This is a genomic window from Mesorhizobium sp. B4-1-3 (assembly GCF_006439355.1).
GTDB lineage: Bacteria > Pseudomonadota > Alphaproteobacteria > Rhizobiales > Rhizobiaceae > Mesorhizobium.
On the sequence record NZ_VFTG01000015.1, the window covers coordinates 1 to 13,761 of the forward strand.

Consider the following 13,761-nt stretch of genomic DNA (forward strand, 5'->3'; position numbering starts at 1 on the left):
GAGCCGTCCACTTCCTCGGCTTCCTACAACTCGCCGCAGCTTTGCTCTGGATGCGTTGAATGTCGATTCAGCCTAGAACGGCAACCGCCCAGCTATTCCTTTTCCTGCGTGTGCGCTTCCAGGAACCACAGCAATTTGTCGAGCGAGCGCGAATAGGCGGTGAAGATGTCGGCGGTGTCGGCATCGCCGGCGTCGTCCGCCTCGTCGATCGCTTCGCGCGCCAGTTTGGCGGCCGTGGCATAACGGTCGATCAGCGCCGCCAGATGATCCTTGGTCTTGTGGATGTCGGTCGGATAGGGTTTTAGCTTCGTCGCCTTCGACACGTCTTGCGAAGTGCCGTGCGCGGTGCCGCCGAGCTGCACGGCGCGCTCGGCGATGATGTCGACATGGCCGTCGATCTCCTCGCGGAATTCATCGAGCATCTCATGGATGGCGATGAATTGCGGACCCTTGACGTTCCAGTGCGCCTGCTTGGTGATCAGCGCTAGGTCGATGGCGTCGGCAAGCCTGGCGTTGAGCAGATCGATCGATTCTTTTTTGGCATCCGATTTGAGGTCGTTCTTGGTGACGATGGCGTCCATGGTCGGCTCCTGTCGCGCTGCGTCGATTGGTGAGAGCTGAAGGCGGCCCGGACAGCCGCCAATCGTCAGAACGGCGATAGGCCGAATTTCGTTCCGCGTTGGATCGAAGCGCACGACGCTGATTGCAGATGTGACTGGCGCTCACCGCTGCTCGCCGCTTTCTTCATTTCCCAAAACGGCTTGAAATGTGTTTGTTGCGCCTCACGGACAACGAGGCCAGGAACATGGATGTACTGAGGATCGCAGCCTTTTCGGATGGGAACACCGGCGGCAATCCTGCCGGCGTGGTGATCGGCGAGGCCTTGCCGGATGCGGCCGACATGCAGCGCGTCGCGGCCGAAGTCGGCTTCTCTGAAACCGCTTTCGCCGCGCCCGAAGGCGAACGCTGGCGCGTGCGCTATTTTTCGCCGGAATCGGAGGTGCCGTTCTGCGGCCATGCCACCATTGCGCTCGGCGCGGCGCTGGTCAGGAAATTCGGCGACGGCGTCTTCAAGCTGAGGCTCAACCAGGCCGACATCACAGTCGAAGGCTTTCGCGACGGCGCCAATTTCGCCGCGGCGCTGCAATCGCCGCCGACGCGCAGCCAGCCGGATTCGTCGGAGCTGGCTGGCGAGGCGTTGGAGCTATTTGGCTATGAGCCTGGCGATCTCGATCCCGCCATTCCGCCGGCGCTGATCCATGGCGGCGTTGATCATCTCGTGCTGGCGCTGAAGTCGCGCGAGGCGCTGGCCGCCATGGCCTATGACTTGAAGCAAGGCCAGTCCTTCATGCGGCGCGAAGGCCTGGTCACGATCCTGCTCGCCTATGCCGGGACGCCGCGCCTCTTCCACACGCGCAATCCTTTCGCTTCCGGCGGCGTCTACGAGGACCCGGCGACGGGCGCCGCAACCGCTGCCTTTGCCGGCTATCTGCGCGACCTCGGTTGGCCGCATGGCGGCGCCATCGGCATCGTCCAGGGCGAGGATATGGGCATGCGCTCACGCCTCCATGCCGATATCCCGCCGGCGCCGGGCAGCTCGATCAGGGTGTCAGGGACGGCGCGGCTGATGGATTAAAGCCCTTAAGCCGGCCGTTTGAGGCCGAGATGTTCGCGCAGCGTGCGGCCTTCATACTCCTTGCGGAACAGGCCGCGCCGCTGCAGTTCGGGCACCACCAATGTCGCGAAGGCGTCGAGCTCGCCCGGGAACCAGGACGGCATGACGTTGAAGCCGTCGGCCGCGCCGCCTTCGAAGCGCGCCTGCAATTCGTCGGCGATCTCTCCGGCCGTGCCGACGATCCGCCAATGGCCGCGCGCACCGGCAAAATAACGCGCGAGCTCGCGGATCGAGAGCCCGTCGCGGCGCGCCTGCTCGATGACCAGCGCCTGCCGGCTTTTCATGCCTTCGCTCTCCGGCAGTTCGGGCAGCGGCCCGTCAATCGGATAGCGCCGGAGGTCGGAGATGCTGAGATAGCTGGAGAGCAGCGCCAAGCCGACATCGTCGGGGATCAGTTCCTGCAGCGCATCGTATTTCGCCTGTGCCTCGGCTTTCGTGGCGGCCACGATCGGCGCCACGCCGGGCATGATCTTCACATCGTCCGGCTGGCGTCCGTAGACGGCGAGCCGACCCTTGAGATCGTCGTAAAAGGCCTTGGCTTCTTCGAAGGTCTGCGCCGCCGAGAACACGACATCGGCGGTGCGCGCGGCCAGATCCTTGCCGTCATCGGACGCGCCGGCCTGCACCATCACCGGCGCGCCTTGCGGCGAGGGCGGGATGTCGAGCGGATCGCGCACCGAGAAGCTTTCGCCGTCATGGCCGGCAGCGCGTCGGTTCCATAGGCCGGTTATCACCGTGGCGAATTCGCGCGCCCGCGCATAGCGATCGGCATGTGGTCTGAGCCCCGTCGCGCCGAAATTCGCGGCCTCGATCGGGCTTGCCGACGTGACGAGATTCCAACCGGCGCGGCCGCCGCTCAGATTGTCGAGCGAGGCGAACATGCGCGCCAGCCCATAGGGCTCGTTGTAGCTGGTCGATGCCGTGGAAACCAAGCCGATCCGCTCGGTGTGCGCGGCCAGCGCCGAGAGCAGGCTGATCGGCTCGAAGCCGATCGAGCGCGACGTCTGGCTGGCGATCTGGACATTGGCCTCGCGCAGACCGGCGGCATCCTCGCAGAACACCACGTCGAACTTCGCCGCTTCCGCCGTCTGCACCAGCTTTATGTAGTGGTCGACGTCGACACCGGCCGTCACATGCGCATTCGGGTGACGCCAGGCGGCGATATGGTGTCCCGTCGCCCACAGGAACAAGCCGAGCTTCATCCGGCGCGCGGTCATTTTGCGCCTCCTAGCCCAAGATGTGCGCGCAACGTCGCGCCTGGCCGGCCCTGGCCGGCCAGCCCGCGGTGGCGAATCTCCGGCAAAATGTGGTCGGCAAAACTCTGGAGTTCCTGATTGCCAGTCGGCAAGGTCAGGTGGAGGCCCTCGCAGCCGCTCGAGCCCAGCAAGGTTCGAAGCCTGTCGACGTTGGGCTCCGATCCAACGGCGACCGTCAGCAGCACCTTCACACCTTCCGGTTTGCGGCCGGCGGCAAGCGCCCGGCGTCTCAAGTGCGCGCTAGCAGCATTGGCAGTCTCGGCCGATTGTTCCTCGATCAGGATGACGTCGGCGACACGGCTCGCGAAATCACGATCGGCTACGCTTGAGCCGGACATGACCAGCACAGGAGTGTCCTGCGGCGAGCGCGCGACATTGAGTGGCCCGCGTACCGCGAAGAAATCGCCCTTATGGTCGAGGACATGCATCTTGCCGGGATCGTGGAACCGCCCGCCCGCCTTGTCGAACAGCAAGGCATCCGCGTCCCAGCCGCGCCATAAACCGTGCACGATGCCGATGAACTCTTCTGCGCGGCGGCGAAAGTCGTCGTCCGAAAACCCTTCCGGCCGGCTGAAATTCGCCGCCTCGCGCGGGTTCTGGCTCAGCGTCGCGTTCCAGCCGATGCGGCCATGGCTGATGATGTCCAGCGAAGCAAACCGGCGCGCCAGATTGTAGGGCTGGTGCGCCAGCGTCGAGGCGCTGGCCACGAGGCCGATCCTGTCGGTCACGGTCGCCAAGGCGGCCAGCAGCGTCGTCGCTTCGAACGGACTGGTGGACGGCTCGCCGCTCCCCAACACGTCAGAAATGATGACCATGTCAACACCCGCCGCTTCCGCCTTCTGCACGAAGGCGCTGATCTGGCCGAAGTCCAGGACGTCCTGTCCGTTTGTGGCGGCGATGTTCAGCGAAATGGCGAGATGCATGCAGCGGTCCACTCGGTTGCGGGCGACGTCTCGCAGCCATTCGGCAACCAACCTAGGCCGGCTTTCGCGCAAGGCAACCGGCCCGGATGGCCCACGCGGCTATCACTTGCCAGCCAGGATATCCTTGATCAGCCGCTGGCAGCGGTCGGCCATGAAGTCGAGCAGCAGCCGCACCTTCGGGTCCTGCAGCTTCTTGTGAGGATAGACGGCGGCGAACTGCACCGGCGTCGGTGGCGTCTGGGGCAGGATCACCTTCAGCCGCCGGTCGCGGATGAAGGGCTCCACCTCGAAGCGCGGCTTGTTGATGATGCCGCGCCCCGACAGCGCCCAGCCGGTCAGCACATCGCCGTCGTCGGTGTCATAGGGACCGTGCACCTCGAATTTCTGCACGCCGCCCGGCGTCTGCAATGTCCAGACGAATTCGCGCGCGCCGGCATAGCGCAGCATCAGGCAATCGTGCTTCTTGCCGACCAGTTCCTGCGGCTCGGCCGGTTCGCCGCGCGCTTCCAGATATTTCGGTGCTGCCACCAGCACGCGCTCGCATTCCATGATGCCGCGCATACGCAGGCTCGAATCCTCGATGATGCCGAGTCGGAAGGCAACGTCGATGCCTTCCTTCATGATATCGACATTGTGGTCGGAGAGCCTGAGCCGCACCTCGATATCGGGGTATTTATCATGGAAATCCGGTATGCCGGAAGCGATCAGCCGGCGGCCGAGACCGAGCGGCGCCGTAACCCTGATGGTGCCGCGCGGCTGTCCGGAAAGGGCTGCGACCGCGGCTTCCGCCTCGGTGATCGCATCCAGCACCTGCTTGGCACCGGTGTAGAACACGGTGCCGTGCTCGGTCGGCATCAACTGCCTCGTCGTGCGGTTGAACAGCCGGACGCCCAGATGTTTTTCGAGTTCCTTGATGCGGTTGGAGGCGACGGCCGGCGAGATCCGCATGTCGCGCCCCGCCGCCGAAAGGTTGCCGAGCTCGACGACGCGGACGAAGACGGCGATGTTGTCGAGATAGGCCATGCGTGGCTTTCATGCGGCTCCGTGGGGCACCCTATTATTTTTTATTTTTTTTTGAAAGTCATCGCGCACCTCGCCTCTTTTCGTTTGCGCGCCAGACCGTAAAGTCGCTCTCATCGGCAGGGACGAGTGCAATGATGGATTTCGCGATTTTCTGGGACTGGCTGAGTTTTGCGGTCCGCTGGCTGCATGTCATCACCGGCATCGCCTGGATCGGCTCGTCCTTCTATTTCGTCGCGCTCGACCTCGGCCTGCGCCAGCGTCCCGGCCTGCCCGCCGGCGCCTTCGGCGAGGAATGGCAGGTGCATGGCGGCGGCTTCTACCACATCCAGAAATATCTGGTGGCGCCCGCCGAGATGCCCGAGCACTTGACCTGGTTCAAATGGGAATCCTACGCCACCTGGCTGTCGGGCTTCGCCATGCTCTGCGTGGTCTACTATGCCGGCGCCGATCTCTTCCTGATCGACCCCAACGTGCTTAACATCTCGGTGCCGGTCGGCATCCTCTTGTCGCTCGCCACCATCGGCGTCGGCTGGATCGTCTACGATCTGCTCTGCCGCTCGCCGCTCGGCAAGAGCGACACCGGCCTGATGCTGGTGCTCTACTGCGTGCTTGTCTTCATCGCCTGGGGGCTGACGCATCTCTTCACCGGTCGCGCCGCCTTCCTGCATCTCGGCGCCATCACCGCCACCATCATGTCGGCCAATGTCTTCATGATCATCATCCCCAACCAGAAGATCGTCGTCGCCGACCTCATCGCCGGCCGCAAGCCCGACCCGAAATACGGCAAGATCGCCAAGCAGCGCTCGTTGCACAACAACTACCTGACCTTGCCGGTACTGTTCCTGATGCTGTCGAACCACTACCCGCTGGCCTTCGGCACCGAGTTCAACTGGGTCATCGCCTCGCTTGTCTTCATCATCGGCGTTTTGATCCGGCACTATTTCAACACCGTGCATGCCAGGAAGGGCAACCCGACCTGGACCTGGCTCGGTGCTGCCGTGCTGTTCATGATCATCATCTGGCTGTCGACCGTGCCGAAGGTGCTGACCGGCGAGCCCAAGGCCTCCGCCGCATCCTCCGCCGCGCAGGTCTATATGGCTTCCGCGCATTTCCCGGCGGTGCGCGACACCGTGCTTGGCCGCTGCTCGATGTGCCATACGCAAGAGCCGGTCTATGAAGGCATCTACCATGCGCCGAAGGGCGTGCTGCTCGACACTGACGAGCGCATCGCCGAGCATGCGCGCGAGATCTATATCCAGGCCGGCCGGGCGCATGCCATGCCGCCCGCCAACGTCACCCAGATCACCGACCAGGAAAGGGCCCTTCTGGTCGCCTGGTTCGAAGGCGCCGGAAAGTAAGCATGACAGCGAAAATTCTGCGCGGCCGCACGCTCTCCTTCCTGCGTTGGCCCGAAACGATAGACGACCATTCCGCCTGGCGTTACGAGGAGGATGGCGGGCTGTTGATCGACAACGGTAAGATCATCACTGCCGGCTCATATGCCGAGGTCTTGGAGAAGGCAGGCGCCGGCATCGGGACGATCGACCATCGCCCGCATCTCATCCTGCCGGGCTTTCTCGATGCCCATGTCCATGTGCCGCAGATGCAGATCATCGCCTCCTATGGCGCCGAGCTGCTCGACTGGCTGAACAAATACACCTTTCCGGAAGAGTCGAAATTCCAGAACGCGCAGCATGGCCGCCGCATCGCCAGGGTCTTCCTCGACGAGATGCTGCGCCAGGGCACGACGACCGTCGTCGCCTATTGCTCGGTGCACAAGTCTTCGGCCGAGGCTTTCTTCGCCGAGTCACATGAGCGCAATATGCTCAACATTGCCGGCAAGGTGATGATGGACCGCAACGCGCCGGACGGCGTGCTCGACACGCCGCAGACCGGCTATGACGATACCAAGGCGCTGATCGCCGAATGGCACGGCAAGGGCCGTCAGCTCTATGCAATCACGCCGCGCTTCGCCATCACCTCTACGCCCGAGCAGATGGAGATGGCCGGCGTGCTCTGCCGTGAGCATCCCGATCTCCACATGCAGACGCATCTGTCGGAAAACCACGCCGAGATCGCCTTCACCCAGGAGCTCTATCCTTGGTCGCGCGACTACACCGACGTCTATGAGCATTACGGCCTGCTCGGCAAGAAGAGCCTGTTTGGCCACTGCATCCATCTGTCGGACCGCGAGGCGGATGCGCTGTCGCAATCGGGCTCGGTCGCGGTGTTTTGCCCGACCTCCAATCTCTTCCTCGGCTCCGGCCTGTTCGACTATCAGCGTTACCGCCGGCGCGAGAAGCCGCTCAGGATCGCCGCGGCCACGGATGTCGGCGGCGGCACCAACTATTCGATGCTGCGCACCATGGATGAGGGCTACAAGGTGATCGCGCTGAACGGCGAGAAGCTGAACCCCTTCCAGTCCTTCTGGCAGCTGACGCGCGGCAATGCCGAGGCGCTGTCCGTGGCCGACAAGGTCGGCACGCTGGAAGAAGGCACCGACGCCGATATCGTCGTGCTCGACGCCCATGCGACGCCGGGCATGCGGCTCAGGATGGAGACCGTGGAGACGCTGGCGGAAGAGCTCTTCCTGCTGCAGACGCTGGGCGACGACCGCGCTGTGCGCGAGGTCTATGTGGCGGGTCGGCCGGCAAAGAGCGCGATCGCGGCATAACGCCATTCCATGCCCTTCGCGCTTGACCCGGCGTCGGCCATCGGCCAAAGCGTGCGTCGACATTTGACAGGGGAACGCCATGGCCACCGCCGACGACATCGCTCTGATCAAGAAACAGGAAGCCACGCTGGTCTTTGCGGCCTTCGATGAGGCGGTCGCATTCAAGATCGGCTCTGCCATCAGGGACCGGGCACTGAAGGAAGACCTGCCGATCATCGTCGACATCAGGACCTTCGACCGGCCGCTCTTCTATGCCGCGATGCCTGGCTCCAACGCCTCCAATCCGGACTGGGCGCGGCGCAAGATCAATGTCGTGAAGCGGTATCTCAGAAGCACCTATCGCCTGGTCCTGGAGCAGCAGCGCTCCGACCGCACCTTCAAGATCGGTGAGGGCCTGGACATTGCCGACTATGTGCTGGCCGGCGGCGGCTTTCCTCTCACCGTCAAGGGCGCAGGCGTGATCGGCGTCATCGCCGTCTCCGGCTTGCCGGAGCGCGAGGACCACGGCGTCGTGGTCGATGCGCTCTGCGCGCATCTCGGCGTCGATGCGAGCAAGCTCAGGTTGCCGCCGGAAGACAAATGACCGATCCAAAAACCTTCCTCACCTCGATCTTCAACGCCGCCGTCGCCGCCGCCGACCCGGAAAAGACGATCCGCAATCATTTGCCGGCAAAACCGAAGGGCCGCACCATCGTCATCGGCGCGGGCAAAGGCTCGGCGCAGATGGCGGCGGCCTTCGAGCGGGTCTGGGACGGTCCGATCGATGGCCTTGTCGTCACCCGCTACGGTTATGGTGCCAAATGCGAGCGCATCGAGATCATCGAGGCGGCGCATCCGGTGCCGGATGCCGCCGGCCTCGAGGCCTCGCGCCGCTTGCTGGAGAAGGTGCGGGGCCTGACTTCGGAAGACTTGGTCGTGGCGCTGATTTCCGGCGGCGGCTCGGCCCTGCTGCCGTCGCCCGCGCCCGGGTTGACGCTTGCCGATGAGATCGCCGTTAACGAGGCATTGCTCGCCTCCGGCGCGCCGATCGCGGCGATGAACACCATCCGCAAGCATGTCTCGACCATCAAGGGCGGACGGCTGGCCGCTGCCGCGCATCCGGCGCGCGTGGTGTCGCTGGTCGTCTCAGACATCCCAGGCGACAATCCGGCCCTGGTTGCGTCGGGCCCGACCGTTCCCGACACCGGCAGCCGCGCCGACGCGCTCGCCTCGATCGCCGCCTATGGCATGAAACTGCCGGACGCGGTCATGGCCCACATCAATTCGTCCGCCGCCGACGCGCCCCGCCCCGACGATCCGCGTTTCGCCGGCAACGAAGTGCACCTGACCGCCTCGGCCGGCGTCTCGCTGGAGGCAGCCGCCGCCGAAGCGAAGCGGCAAGGCATCGAGGCCGTCATCCTGTCGGATGCGATCGAAGGCGAGGCGCGCGAGGTTGGCGGCGTGCATGCCGCGATCGCGCGGGAAGTGGCCACGCGCAATCGTCCCTTCAAGAAGCCGGTGCTGATTCTCTCCGGCGGCGAGACGACGGTGACGTTGCGCGCCAAGGGCAAAGGCGGCCGAAATTCCGAATTCCTGCTCGCCTTTGCGATCGGCATCGATGGCGTGGACGGCATCCACGCACTTGCTGCCGATACCGACGGCATCGATGGTTCCGAGAACAATGCCGGCGCCTTTGCCGACGGCTCGACCGTGGCACGCATGCGCGCGGCAGGCGTTGACGCCAAGGCGATGCTTGCCGGCAACAACGCTTGGACGGCCTTCAATGCGGCCGGGGATTTGTTCGTGCCGGGGCCGACGGGCACGAATGTGAATGATCTGAGGGCAATTCTGGTCCGCTAGGCTTGGCTCGGCCCGGCAGTTTTGAGATTCAGGTCAGGCCGAGTCGAAAATGGTGGGTTCCGAGAACCGGAGCGGAGCGTACTTTCGTACGTGAGCACCGGAAGCGCAGGAAGCCGCCATTTGCAGGCCGGCCTCACCTGAAGATCAATACTGCCTAGGCAGCCATCAACTGCTTCACCTTCCGCATATCTCCGAGAAACCGCTCCTTCTCGGCCTCTTTGTCCTCGTGATCGCGGATACGCAGGATGAAGGACGGGTGGATGGTCAGGAACACACGCAAACCGTCCTCGCGCTCGATCACGTCGCCTCGCATCTTGGTGATCGGCACCGCCTTGCCAAGCAGCGATTGCGCCGCCGTCGCGCCGAGCGCCACCACGAGGTTCGGCTTGACCAGATCGAGCTCCTTGTCCAGCCACCAGCGGCAGGCCTGGATTTCGCCCGCATTGGGCTTGGAATGGATCCGCCTTTTGCCGCGCGGTTCGAATTTGAAGTGCTTCACCGCGTTGGTCACATAGACCTTGCGGCGGTCGATTTCGGCGTCGTCCAGGATGGTGTCGAACACCTTGCCCGCCGGACCAACAAACGGCTTGCCGGCCAGATCCTCCTGGTCGCCGGGCTGCTCGCCGACGAAGATCACGTCGGCATTCTCCGGCCCCTCGCCAAAGACGGTCTGCGTCGCATCGCGCCAAAGCGGGCAGCGGCGGCAGCCTTTCGCCTCCTCGCACAGCTCCGGAATATTTCCAGCTTCAGGCGCCACAACATCGGACGGCTCGGGCGTCGGCCAGTGCTTGGCCTTCACCTTGGCGTGGTGCGGTGCTGGGGTGGTTGGCATCCGGTCGATCATGGCTGACGCAGCCTTGTCCGCTCCTGCTATCAAATCTGGAATGAGCGAGGCCTCCGGAAGGTTCCGCCAATATTTCTTCGGCATCTCCCTCTGCATCGCCTTCACCTTGAGGCGGGCAGGATTGAAAATGCTTGCGAAATAGGTCTGCCACAGCGCTTCCGCATCGTCCTCGCCCGGCGCGTCGCGCTTGCCGGCGCCCGGGCCGATGGCTAGCTGCTCGCCGTCCCAGTCGGCCGAGGCGTAAGGTGTCAGGATCGACCAGCGCATGCCGGTAAAGCGCCGCACGAAAAAATGGGCGTTGCGCTCGACGATGAAATGCTCAGGCTCGAACCAGGCGACATAGCGTTCGTCCGTGCCTTCGCCGATCTTCCGGAAACGCACGAAGGCGCGCATCTTATGGACGTCGCGGTGCACCGCCTTCTCCGTCGCCTCCAGCTTGCGGATATCCGGATCGGAAGCGATCGAGAGCAACTTCGGCTCCGAACGCAGCCGCCAGAGCAGCCGGTAAAGAAAGCCGAAGCGCTCGGGGTCGCAATGGCAGATGACGGTCTCGGCGCGTTCGATGAAATCGCGCGGTACGACCAGCTTTGCATCGGCCAATACAGCCGGCAAGTCTTTACCGCGATCTTCTCCATCCTGCTCGACCTGCCACGCGACATCTTCCGGCGTTATCTCGTTCATGGCCAACCGGCGCGCCGCGTCGCGCCAGCCGGCAAAATCGGTCTCGCTGTCGAGCCGGACAAGATGGGTGGCGAGGTTGAGCTGGGTGCTTGGCATGGTCAGAACAATGAAAGCTGCTCGCAGGAGCGGGCGATCACCTGGCGCAAGCCGGCCTTGTCGGTCAGGGCGCCCGGCGACCAGCCTTCCGCGATGATGAAGGGCCGCAGCTTGGCGACCGAATGGCAGAGCCGGCCGACATCCTCCAGCCGCAGCCGCCGGTGGCGGCGTGTTTCGATAATCCTGTCGATGACCTTGGTACCAAGGCCGGGAACGCGCAGCAGGGTTTCGCGCTCGGCGCGGTTGACGTCGACTGGAAAGCGGCCCCGGTTGCGCAGCGCCCACGCAAGCTTGGGGTCGATGGCCAGGTCCAGCATGCCATCAGTGCTGCCGGCCAGGATCTCCGGCTGCGAGAAGCCGTAAAAGCGCATCAGCCAGTCGGCCTGGTAGAGCCGGTGTTCGCGCATCAGCGGCGGCTTGCGCAATGGCAGTGATGACGATGAATCCGGGATGGGGCTGAAGGCGGAGTAATAGACACGTCTGAGGTGATAGCTGCCATAAAGCCGGGCGCTGGCGCGCAGGATGCCGTCGTCGGATGTCTTGTCGGCGCCGACGATCATCTGCGTCGACTGGCCGCCCGGCGCGAAGCGCTCCTGCTTGCGGGTCTGCAATGTCGGCTCGGACTTTTCCTCGATCTTGCGGCGCAGCTTCGCCATCGAGAGCCGGATCGTTTCCGGCTTCTTTTCCGGTGCCAGCTTCTTCACGCCCTCGTCGGTCGGCAGTTCGACATTGATCGACAATCGGTCGGCATAGAGGCCGGCCGTTTCGATCAGCTCGGCCGACGCTTCGGGAATGGTTTTCAGGTGAATATAGCCGCCGAACTTTTCCTCGATCCTGAGCCGCCGCGCCACCTCAACCATCTCGCCCATGGTCTCGTCCGGCGAGCGGATGACGCCTGACGACAGGAACAGCCCCTCGATGTAGTTACGGCGATAGAAGTCCATGGTGAGCTTCACCACCTCCTCGACGCCGAAGCGGGCACGCCGCACATTCGAGGACGAGCGGTTGATGCAATAGCTGCAGTCGTAGATGCAGAAATTGGTGAGCAGGATTTTCAGCAGCGAGATGCAGCGCCCGTCCGGCGCGTAGGAATGGCAGATGCCGGAACCCTCGGTCGAACCGATGCCGCCCGATCTCAGCGAGTCGCGCTTCGCCGAGCCGGACGAGGCGCAGGAGGCGTCGTATTTGGCGGCATCGGATAGGATCGCCAGTTTTTCGCGAAGGGAAAGTGCAGCCATATGTTCATGATATGTTCTCATGCGCACGATAGCTATAGCTTTTGATGAGGCGCGGCAAAATGTGATCGCCGCATCCCAAATGTCGTCGTCGGCGAAACTCACACCTCGTGCAGATAGAGGTGATAATCCAGCTCGCTGACGGTGCGGGCGACACGCAGATATTCGGCCTGTTTGATCGATACGAAGGTCCGGTGCAGGTCGGGACCGAGCGCCAACTTCAGGAAATCGGAACCTCTGGCCGCTTCGATAGCTGCGCGCCAGTCGGCGGGCAAGGTCGATCTCTCCGTCGCCTGCTGGTAGCCATTGCCGGTCGTCTCCGGGCCAGGGTCCAGGCCCTCATCCACACCCTTGACGATGCCGGCCAGCACCGTCGCCGCCACCAGATAGGGATTGGCATCGACGCCGGACGGCCGGTGCTCGATGCGGCGGTTCCTGGCGTCGCCCGCTGGCACGCGCAGCGCCACCGAGCGGTTGTTGACGCCCCAGCTCGGCGCCACCGGCGCGTAAGATTGCGAGACGAATCGCCGCCATGAATTGGCGTGCGGCGCAAACACCAGCATCGATTCCGCCATGGTGTGGATGAGGCCGCCAAGCGCATTGAGCAGCTTCGGCGACCATTTTTCGCCGGTAGTCTCGGTGAAGACGTTGCGGCCGGCATCGTCCTGCAGCGAGACGTGGAAATGCATGCCCGAACCCGCATATGCCTCGATCGGCTTGGCCATGAAACAGGCGGTGACGCCGTGCCGGCGCGCCTGCGCCCTGACCAGCCGCTTCAGCATGACGAGGTCGTCGGCCGCCCGCATCACGTTCTTGCGGTAGTTCAGCGTCAGCTCGTACTGGCCGGGCGCGTATTCCGAAATGACCGTTTCGGCTGGGATGCCCTGCGCCTTGGCTGCGGCGTAGATGTCGGAAAACAGCGGCTCCATGCCATGCAGATGGTCGACCGAATAGACTTCCGTCTTCGCCGAACGGCGGCCGTCGAGCACAGCGCGTGCGGGCTGCACCTTACCGTCCGCGTCGCGCTCATTGGACAAAAGGAAAAATTCCAACTCGAAGGCGCCGGCCGGATGCAGGCCGCGCGCCGCAAGCAGTTCCACCTGTCTTGCCAGCACCAGCCGCGGGTCGGAGGTCATCGGCTGGCCGTCGAGATGGTACATCGACATCAGCACCTGGCCACGGGCCGGGCTGGTGCCGTAGAGCGGTACCAGTGTCCCCGGGATTGGCCACGCCCTGAGGTCGCCGTCGCCGGTGTCCCACACCAGCCCGGTCTCGTGCACGTCCTCGCCGGTGATGTCGAGGCCGAGGATCGAGATCGGCAGGTGTCGGCCGTTCTCGAAGATGCCCATCAGCTCGTGCCGGCGCACGATCTTGCCGCGGCCGATGCCGTTGGCGTCGGTGAGCACGATGTCGAACGCCTCGATCTCGGGATGCGCGTCGAGAAAGGCTTTTGCCTCGGCTGGCGTCGAGCCGGAAGGTGAAGTTGTTACGGCGTTCGGATTGTCCATGGCCGCT

The 13,761-nt window shown here is 64.0% G+C and carries 12 protein-coding genes; 5 read left to right on the forward strand and 7 right to left on the reverse strand.

From position 1 onward, the window contains the following. Positions 1-92: 92 nt before the first annotated feature. Positions 93-581 (reverse strand): DNA starvation/stationary phase protection protein Dps, encoded by a 489-nt coding sequence (gene dps / locus FJW06_RS18815; RefSeq protein WP_040979811.1) that lies wholly within the window; start codon positions 579-581, stop codon positions 93-95. Between the two features lie 224 nt (positions 582-805). On the opposite strand from dps, the gene FJW06_RS18820 reads away from it, so the two are divergent. Continuing rightward, positions 806-1,636, forward strand: coding sequence for a PhzF family phenazine biosynthesis protein (locus FJW06_RS18820; RefSeq protein ID WP_140753716.1), 831 nt, complete (start codon positions 806-808; stop codon positions 1,634-1,636). 5 nt (positions 1,637-1,641) lie between these two features. Here FJW06_RS18820 and FJW06_RS18825 read toward each other — a convergent pair whose 3' ends face one another. From FJW06_RS18825 to FJW06_RS18835, 3 genes are all read right to left on the reverse strand, one after another. Then, entirely contained in the window at positions 1,642-2,892 is a 1,251-nt protein-coding gene (locus tag FJW06_RS18825; protein ID WP_140753717.1) for an LLM class flavin-dependent oxidoreductase, read from the reverse strand. After that, positions 2,889-3,854: an LLM class flavin-dependent oxidoreductase gene (locus tag FJW06_RS18830; RefSeq protein ID WP_140753718.1), complete on the reverse strand. Its 966-nt coding sequence runs from the start codon at positions 3,852-3,854 to the stop codon at positions 2,889-2,891. The genes FJW06_RS18825 and FJW06_RS18830 overlap by 4 nt, the downstream gene beginning before the upstream one ends. Positions 3,855-3,956: 102 nt before the next feature. Beyond that, on the reverse strand, positions 3,957-4,877 hold the full coding sequence (locus tag FJW06_RS18835) for a LysR family transcriptional regulator (RefSeq protein ID WP_140753719.1): 921 nt from the start codon (positions 4,875-4,877) through the stop codon (positions 3,957-3,959). Positions 4,878-5,008: 131 nt separating this feature from the next. Here FJW06_RS18835 and FJW06_RS18840 point away from each other — a divergent pair, with 131 nt between their 5' ends. From FJW06_RS18840 to FJW06_RS18855, 4 genes are all read left to right on the forward strand, one after another. Then, on the forward strand, positions 5,009-6,235 hold the full coding sequence (locus FJW06_RS18840; RefSeq protein ID WP_140753720.1) for a urate hydroxylase PuuD: 1,227 nt from the start codon (positions 5,009-5,011) through the stop codon (positions 6,233-6,235). Positions 6,236-6,237: 2 nt separating this feature from the next. Then, on the forward strand, positions 6,238-7,551 hold the full coding sequence (guaD, locus tag FJW06_RS18845) for a guanine deaminase (protein WP_140753721.1): 1,314 nt from the start codon (positions 6,238-6,240) through the stop codon (positions 7,549-7,551). Positions 7,552-7,630: 79 nt separating this feature from the next. Then, positions 7,631-8,134, forward strand: coding sequence for a heme-degrading domain-containing protein (locus FJW06_RS18850; protein WP_140753722.1), 504 nt, complete (start codon positions 7,631-7,633; stop codon positions 8,132-8,134). After that, positions 8,131-9,390, forward strand: coding sequence for a glycerate kinase (locus FJW06_RS18855; protein ID WP_140753723.1), 1,260 nt, complete (start codon positions 8,131-8,133; stop codon positions 9,388-9,390). The genes FJW06_RS18850 and FJW06_RS18855 overlap by 4 nt, the downstream gene beginning before the upstream one ends. Positions 9,391-9,544: 154 nt before the next feature. On the opposite strand, the gene FJW06_RS18860 is transcribed toward FJW06_RS18855, so the two are convergent. From FJW06_RS18860 to FJW06_RS18870, 3 genes are all read right to left on the reverse strand, one after another. After that, positions 9,545-11,011 (reverse strand): UdgX family uracil-DNA binding protein, encoded by a 1,467-nt coding sequence (locus tag FJW06_RS18860; RefSeq protein WP_140753724.1) that lies wholly within the window; start codon positions 11,009-11,011, stop codon positions 9,545-9,547. 2 nt (positions 11,012-11,013) lie between these two features. After that, entirely contained in the window at positions 11,014-12,249 is a 1,236-nt protein-coding gene (locus FJW06_RS18865) for a putative DNA modification/repair radical SAM protein (RefSeq protein ID WP_140753725.1), read from the reverse strand. 98 nt (positions 12,250-12,347) lie between these two features. After that, complete coding sequence (locus FJW06_RS18870; protein WP_140753726.1) at positions 12,348-13,754, reverse strand: glutamine synthetase family protein; 1,407 nt, start codon at positions 13,752-13,754, stop codon at positions 12,348-12,350. Positions 13,755-13,761: the final 7 nt, after the last annotated feature.